The following is a 5,094-nucleotide window of genomic DNA, read 5'->3' as shown; positions in this document are numbered from 1 at the left end:
CACCAGCTTGCCGTAGCGCACCTTGCCGGTGACGCGGCCGGTGGCGTAGATCACCAGTTTGTCGCGCACCGTCAGATCGCCGTCAAAAGCCCCGTGGATTTCGGCAATGTCGATCTCGGCCGAGCCCTTGAAGGCCCCGGCGGCGGTGATCTGCATCAGGCGCGAATCCATCGTCGCTTCGACCGTGCCTTCGACCACCAAGGTGTCGCAGTCGGTGATCTCCACGCCCTTGAGCTTGATGTTGGGGCCCACGGTCAGGGTGCTGCCGGTGGTCGGGGCCGGGGGCTGGGCGGCCACGCTCTCTACGGGAATGTCCACGGTGTCGGTGGCCGACGGGGTTGCCTGGGGCTGCGGCCGCTGCGCTAGGGTCTGTGCCTGGGCCAAGTTGGTGCGTACGCCAAAGGTTTCGGGTTCACGCTTGCCAAAAAACGGGGTTTGTAGAGCCATGGGAGTTCCCTTCATGAAAGAAACCCATGGTAGGGGCGCAAGTTGCTTACATTTCCGTGCAGGATGCAAGGTGTGTAACAAAATGGGCGCTCATCGCGCATTGAAATTCTTTGCCAACCAGGGTCAATGGCCGGGGACGGCGTCAAGGACAATGGTGTTTTCTCTCCAGGACTCCCATGATCGGACGACTCCAAGGCCTGCTGGCCGCCAAAAACCCGCCCCAGGTGCTGATCGACTGCCACGGCGTGGGCTATGACGTGGACGTGCCCATGAGCACCTTCTACAACCTGCCGGGGCTGGGCGAGCAGGTCACGCTGCTGACCCACTTTGTGGTGCGCGAGGACGCGCAAATTCTGTACGGTTTTGCCACGCCGGGCGAGCGCGAAGCCTTTCGCCAGCTCATCAAGATCAGCGGTGTGGGGCCGCGCACCGCCCTGAGCGTGCTGTCGGGCATGGGCGTGGACGACCTGGCGCAGGCCATCACCCTGCAAGAGGTGGGGCGGCTCAAGAAGGTGCCCGGCATCGGCCCCAAAACCGCCGAACGCCTGTTGCTGGAGCTCAAAGGCAAGCTGGGTTCTGACATCGGCATCCGCACGGGTGCCACCAGCGATGCCCAGGTGGACATCCTGCAGGCGCTGGTGGCCCTGGGCTACAGCGACAAGGAAGCCGCCCTGGCCCTGAAGGCCCTGCCCGCCACGGTGGGCGTGAGCGAAGGCATCAAGCTGGCGCTGAAGGCGCTAGGTAAGTAATCCCTGTTTTGATAGCTGCTGCCGCAGGTGTCATAAGCGCTAGCGGCCTAAAAGGCATGTAACTACCAAGCCTATTGCGCATCCCGCACGACGCGGCCATTCAAGGGCTGCACCGGGCGGGCATTGGCCGGATACAGCTGGCTGAACAGGCGCAACTGCTCGGGGCTGATCTGCACCGGCTGCTTCAATACCATCCACAGCACGTTTTCGGCGCAGGGCGGCGTGGTCAGCGAGCCCATGAACTGGTAGTAGCGCATGTCTTGCGGCAGCAGCTCGTTCAGGTCCAGCAGGCCGGCGGGCATGCGCACCCGGTCGCTGGTGTCCAGTGGCATATAAGTCCAGACCTTGTTGATCAGGGCATTGGCCTGGCCGGGGTCGAGCAGCACTGCGATGACCGCCACCTGGCCGTCCACGCCGAGGTGCATCAGGTGCGCCACCATGGCATACGCCCGTCCGTTGACCCGCTCTTCGCTGGGGTGGTGGAACACGATCTGGTACAGCTTGAAGGTGGAGCCGCGCACCGTCAAGGTGTTGTCGCCCGCCACATCGACCTGGATGGTGCGCCCGTTGTTCAGCACCATGGCGCTGCTGGGCTGGTAGTGGATTTGCAGCGGCTCGGCCGGGCCTTGCAAGGTGTTGGTTTCGTCGATGGCGATGGGCGACTGGCGCGTGCCTTGGGCGCACAGATGGAAGTCGGGGCTGAGCTTGTCCCAGGTCTGCGGACCGGTGTTGCCCTCGTAACCCCAGCGCACGTCGCCGCCCCGGGCCATGGCGGTAGGGCCTTTAGCCGTTGCAGCAGCCGTGGCCGCCATGGCTGCGGCGCGGGTGGCCGCCTTGCTGTCGACCGGGTTGGCCAGCCTATGCGCTCTGGCGTAGGCGGCGGCGATGTCGGGTGGCTGGGCCGGAGCACCCCGGGCACCGGCTTTCTTGGGCTCGGCCTCGATGGTGATGGTGACGGCCGGTGTTTCCGTCGCCTTGCCTTTGCCCTTGGTTTTCTTGGTTTTTTTACCCTCACTGGCGTTGACCTTGTCGATGGCATCGCGCACCTGCTGCGCCATGCTTTCCTTGCTGCCAGAGTCTTGCGGCTCGGGTTTGGCGGGCAGGGCGATTTTGCCCAGGGCCTTGGGCTTTTCGACGAAGGCCTCATCGGCATGGGCTGCTGCCATCCCCCCCGCGCAGAGCAGCAGGGCGAGTGCCCATCGGGTGGAAACAGTGTGCGTGCGGTGCGTCATGGGCAGTCCTGGCGAGGGCAAAAGTAGTGGCATTGACTATAGCTATAAGTGTGGGGCGTTTTCCGGTGCCCAGCATCCCCAGGCGCTATAGTGCCCCATCCTTTTTTGCATTGCCTGCCCGTGTCCATCCAGACTGATGATTTTGCTGCGCCGCCGCCTAAGCGCATGGTGTCCGCTGCCCCCACTTCGCCGCAAGAAGAGGCGATTGAACGCGCCCTGCGCCCTAAGCTGTTTGACGACTACGTGGGCCAAACCAAAGCGCGGGAACAGCTGGAGATCTTCATCGGCGCGGCCACCAAGCGCGGCGAGGCGCTGGACCACGTGCTGCTGTTCGGCCCGCCCGGTTTGGGAAAAACCACGCTGAGCCACATCATTGCCCACGAGCTGGGCGTGAACCTGCGCCAGACCAGTGGCCCGGTGCTGGAAAAGCCCAAAGACCTGGCCGCGCTGCTGACCAATCTGGAAAAAAACGACGTCCTCTTTATTGATGAAATCCACCGCCTCAGCCCGGTGGTGGAAGAAATTCTGTACCCCGCGCTGGAGGACTACCAGATCGACATCATGATCGGCGAAGGCCCGGCCGCCCGCAGCATCAAGCTCGATTTGCAGCCCTTCACCCTGGTCGGGGCCACCACCCGTGCCGGCATGCTGACGAATCCGCTGCGGGATCGCTTCGGCATCGTGGCACGGCTGGAGTTCTACACGCCGGAGGAACTGGCCCGCATCGTCAAGCGTAGCGCCGGGCTGTTGAACGCGCCGATGGATGCCGAAGGCGGCTTCGAGATCGCCCGCCGATCCCGCGGTACGCCGCGCATCGCCAATCGGCTGTTGCGCCGCGTGCGCGACTACGCGGACGTCAAGGGCAGCGGGCACATTACCCTGCCGATCGCCAATCTTGCGCTGGCGATGCTCGACGTGGACCCGCAGGGCTTTGACGTGATGGACCGCAAATTGTTAGAGGCCGTCATCCACCGCTTTGACGGCGGTCCGGTCGGCCTTGACAACATCGCCGCCAGCATCGGTGAAGAGCGCGACACGATTGAAGATGTGATCGAGCCGTACCTGATCCAGCAAGGCTATTTGCAGCGCACGCCGCGTGGGCGCATTGCCACGTTGGCGGCATACCGGCATTTGGGCGTTGCGCCGCCCAGCACCGAAAGCGGACTTTTTGCACCCGGTACCTGAAAATGCCTGATCACCCGCCGCGCAGTGCTCCCATGAAGCGCTACTGGCCATGGCTGGCGGGCGGTATTGCTGCGGTTGCCTTGGCGGTCACGGGCTGGGTGCTGCTGCGAGCCCCGCGCGTGGATGTGCTGGAAATCAGGCAGGCGCCCCTGGTGCGAACCCTCCAGTTTTCTGCGCGGGTCGCCACCTTGTCGCGCGTGGATATAGGCAGCACCGTCACGGGCCGCGTCGCCCAAGTGCTCGTGTCCGAGGGCGCGCAGGTGCGCAAGGGCCAGTTACTGGTTCAGCTGGAATCAGACGAACTGCGCGCGGCTGTGGCGCAGGCTGCGGCGACCGAGCAGCAAGCCGTAGCGCGTATCGCAGGCTTGCGCAGCAGCGGCCGTAGTTCCGCACTGGCTGGCGTTGCCCAGGCAGACTCCACGCTGAAAGCCGCACAAGCCGAGTTGCTGCGAACCAGGCAACTGGTCGCGCAGGGTTTTGTCAGCGCGTCACGGCTTGATGATGCGCAGCGGGCATTTGACGTGGCGCGTGCGCAGCAGACGAGTGCGGGGGCACAAGCCCAGGCCAATGGTGATGGCGGGACCGATCTGGTGCAGGCGCAAGCGCAGCTCGCGCTGGCGCGGGCAGCAACGCAGGCTGCCCAGGCACGGCTGGTGCAAACGGCTGTTTCAGCGCCGTCTGACGCGCGCGTACTCGTGCGTCAGGTGGAGCCGGGGCAGATCGTGCAGCCAGGCCGCGCACTCTTGAGTCTGGCGCTGGCCGGTCCGACCCAATTGATTGCTCAGGTGGACGAGCGTTTTCTGGACCAGCTCAAACCTGGCCAGCAAGCGAGCGTGGTGGCAGACGCATTTCCCGGCCAGCGCTTTGGCGCACGGGTACTGTCGATTGCCCCGGCTGTCGATGCCCAGCGCGGGGCGATTGAGCTCAAGTTCGCACTTGACCAACAACCTCCTCCCTTTTTGCGGGAAGACATGACCTTGTCGGTCGAGCTCGAGACCGGGCGGCGCGAGCAGGCTCTGACACTCCCGTTGAGTGCGTTGCGCTCCCAGACATCGGAAACGTCGGCGACCGTTCTGGTCGCACGCGACGGAAAAGCCCAGCAGCAGGTGGTACGCCTTGGTCTGCGCACGCTTGATGCTGCCGAGGTGCTGCAGGGCCTGAGTGCCGGCGATCTGGTGGTGCTGGACAGCAAGGTTGAACCTGGTAGCCGCATTCGTACGCAGCTTGTTGGCTGGCAAGCGGGCAAGCTGGCGGCCATGAAGTCTGACAAAGCCGATGCGGGCTCTGCGCTGACCAACGCCATGGGGCGCTAACCCCGGCTTACCCCGTTTTATCGCATGTCCTCCTGGCTTGGTTTTGAAGTTCGCGTTGCGCTGCGTTTTTTACGCGAAGGGCGCATGCAGACCCTGCTCATCATCATTGGTGTGGCGGCCGGTGTGGCAGTCATTGCATACATTTCAGCGCTGATCACCGGACTGCAA

5 protein-coding genes and 1 pseudogene are annotated in these 5,094 nt (G+C 64.1%); 4 read left to right on the top strand and 2 right to left on the bottom strand.

What is annotated here, in order from left to right; all coding sequences use genetic code 11:
- Positions 1-447: polymer-forming cytoskeletal protein (locus ABI213_RS10890; protein WP_348027034.1), on the bottom strand; the 447-nt coding region annotated here is incomplete at its 3' end.
- A gap of 176 nt (positions 448-623) precedes the next feature.
- Here ABI213_RS10890 and ruvA point away from each other — a divergent pair.
- Positions 624-1,196 carry a Holliday junction branch migration protein RuvA gene (ruvA, locus tag ABI213_RS10885; RefSeq protein WP_348006710.1) on the top strand — a complete coding sequence of 191 codons (573 nt, stop codon included), beginning with the start codon at positions 624-626 and terminating at the stop codon, positions 1,194-1,196.
- Positions 1,197-1,267: 71 nt separating this feature from the next.
- Here the strand turns inward: ruvA and ABI213_RS10880 are convergent, their stop codons facing one another.
- Complete coding sequence (locus tag ABI213_RS10880) at positions 1,268-2,428, bottom strand: carbonic anhydrase family protein (protein WP_348014584.1); 1,161 nt, start codon at positions 2,426-2,428, stop codon at positions 1,268-1,270.
- Positions 2,429-2,548: 120 nt separating this feature from the next.
- Between ABI213_RS10880 and ruvB the strand changes: the two genes are divergently transcribed.
- The 3 genes and pseudogenes from ruvB to ABI213_RS10865 all read left to right on the top strand — a co-directional run.
- Positions 2,549-3,613 carry a Holliday junction branch migration DNA helicase RuvB gene (gene ruvB, locus ABI213_RS10875; RefSeq protein ID WP_348027032.1) on the top strand — a complete coding sequence of 355 codons (1,065 nt, stop codon included), beginning with the start codon at positions 2,549-2,551 and terminating at the stop codon, positions 3,611-3,613.
- 2 nt (positions 3,614-3,615) lie between these two features.
- Complete coding sequence (locus ABI213_RS10870; RefSeq protein WP_348027030.1) at positions 3,616-4,926, top strand: efflux RND transporter periplasmic adaptor subunit; 1,311 nt, start codon at positions 3,616-3,618, stop codon at positions 4,924-4,926.
- Positions 4,927-4,950: 24 nt separating this feature from the next.
- Positions 4,951-5,094, top strand: a pseudogene (locus ABI213_RS10865) (ABC transporter permease); the annotation flags it as partial.

The sequence above is a fragment of the Rhodoferax sp. genome (assembly GCF_039922535.1).
Lineage (GTDB): Bacteria > Pseudomonadota > Gammaproteobacteria > Burkholderiales > Burkholderiaceae_C > Rhodoferax_B.
Note: the sequence above shows the minus strand (reverse complement) of the source record. Positions and strands in the feature narration are given on the sequence as shown.

Excerpts from the sequence above, each read along its gene's own strand:
- ruvA (WP_348006710.1), top strand. The coding sequence starts at position 624 with ATGATCGGACGACTCCAAGGCCTGCTGGCCGCCAAAAACCCGCCCCAG.
- ABI213_RS10880 (WP_348014584.1), bottom strand. The coding sequence starts at position 2,428 with ATGACGCACCGCACGCACACTGTTTCCACCCGATGGGCACTCGCCCTG.
- ABI213_RS10870 (WP_348027030.1), top strand. The coding sequence starts at position 3,616 with ATGCCTGATCACCCGCCGCGCAGTGCTCCCATGAAGCGCTACTGGCCA.